The organism is Wolbachia endosymbiont of Cardiocondyla obscurior (genome assembly GCF_902713635.1).
Lineage (GTDB): Bacteria > Pseudomonadota > Alphaproteobacteria > Rickettsiales > Anaplasmataceae > Wolbachia > Wolbachia pipientis.
This window is the reverse complement of the sequence record NZ_CACTIU010000107.1, coordinates 1-1,552: the sequence shown is the minus strand read 5'-3', so window position 1 is coordinate 1,552 and position 1,552 is coordinate 1. Positions and strand designations below refer to the sequence as shown.

The 1,552-nt window shown below is 37.6% G+C and carries 2 protein-coding genes; both read right to left on the bottom strand.

Going from position 1 to position 1,552, the window contains the following annotated elements; all coding sequences use genetic code 11:
- Positions 1-230: 230 nt before the first annotated feature.
- Complete coding sequence (locus WOCAOBSORBRA_RS05955; RefSeq protein ID WP_007548295.1) at positions 231-1,235, bottom strand: Mrp/NBP35 family ATP-binding protein; 1,005 nt, start codon at positions 1,233-1,235, stop codon at positions 231-233.
- 7 nt (positions 1,236-1,242) lie between these two features.
- A partial coding sequence (locus tag WOCAOBSORBRA_RS05950; RefSeq protein WP_174516148.1) for a hypothetical protein occupies positions 1,243-1,552 on the bottom strand: 310 nt, incomplete at its 5' end.

Genomic DNA, 1,552 nt, shown 5'->3' with positions numbered 1-1,552 from the left:
TGGTATGGCTAAATTTGAGATAGCTTCATAAATTTATTGTGCGTTACCTACTATCCGAAGAGCGATGCAACAAAGCCCACTGGGATCCATTCTTCTTTTTTTCTGGATTCCAGCGTCACGCGCTGGAATGACAAAAGCTGCTAATTTTTCATGTAAATAATGGTTATGCAAGCAGTCTATTTTGTAACTAACAAAAGAGGACTTTGATTCGCATGTTTCTCACGCTTATTCTATTGTTTAACTATACTTTGAGCAATGTCTTCATAAATCTCTGCCAAATCCTCACTTAACATTAAAGGATTTCCGCAATCAGAAGCATGGCATATTTGTGGATCTAGAGGAACTCTGCCTAGAAGTTTGATGCCCAGCTCCTCAGACATTTTTTTTGCACCGTCTTTTCCAAATATGTATATTTTTGAGCCGCTTTGAATGAAATAACTCATATTTTCTACAATGCCAATAACCGGTACGCTGAGCTTTGTAAACATATCATAAATTTTGCGAGCATCGATTAAAGAGAGCTCCTGTGGAGTTGAAACTATTATCGCCCCAGTTAAGTTAAAATTTTCCATAAGACTTAAATGCACATCGCCAGTTCCAGGTGGTGTATCAATTATCAAATACTCTATATCGGACCATTTTGTTCCCATTAGCAGACTATAAAGTGCTTTTGTAATCATAGGTCCGCGCCATATTGCTGCACGATCTTTATCGATAAAATAGCCAATTGAAATAGTATGCAGTCCATACTTTTCTATAGGCATTGCTTTACTATCCTGTATTTCTGGCTTTAATTTTTCAGCGCCAAGCATTTTAGGAATTGAAGGACCATATATATCTGCATCAACCAGCGCAACTTTGTGTTTTAACTTTGCTAATGAGAGAGCAAGATTTAGCGCAACTGTGGACTTGCCCACACCGCCTTTACCAGAGGCCACAACGATTATATTTTTCACTCCTTCGATATGTAATTTAGCTTTTTGTTGCCCAGTTTGTTTTTGACAAGTAGCAACCACGGTCACTTTTGTCACCCCCGGTATAGCTTTAACAGCTTGCTCACAATTTCTTCTTAATTCTTCATTTGCTTGCGTGTTACCGGCAACTTCAAGCACAAAACCAACATCTTGACCTTTAATAATAATTGAGGATATTATGCCAAGAGCGATCACATCTTTACCGCTTTTTTGCTCTATGACTTTTTTTAAGTTCTCTCTTACAATTTTTTCGTTGATCATTAGCCTTTTAGGTGATTTCTTCCTGAAGTCGTTTAATCTCAGCTTGAGGAAGGCCGGTTGTCTGAGAGATAATATCAATAGAGATGTCAGCCTTAAGTAGGTTTTTTGCTACTTCAATCTTTCCTTCAATCTTTCCCTCATCAAGTTTTTTAGCGAGGATGCCTTCTTCTTTCCGCAGATCCATTATTCTTTCTTCATATGCTACTAAATCTTTTTCATTCCAGCTAAACCTGTCTAATGCATCGTAGGCTAACTTTATTATTGGTGCTTTTTCTGCTATTTTCCTTAAGTCTTCTTCCGTAGTTTCATCTGCATAT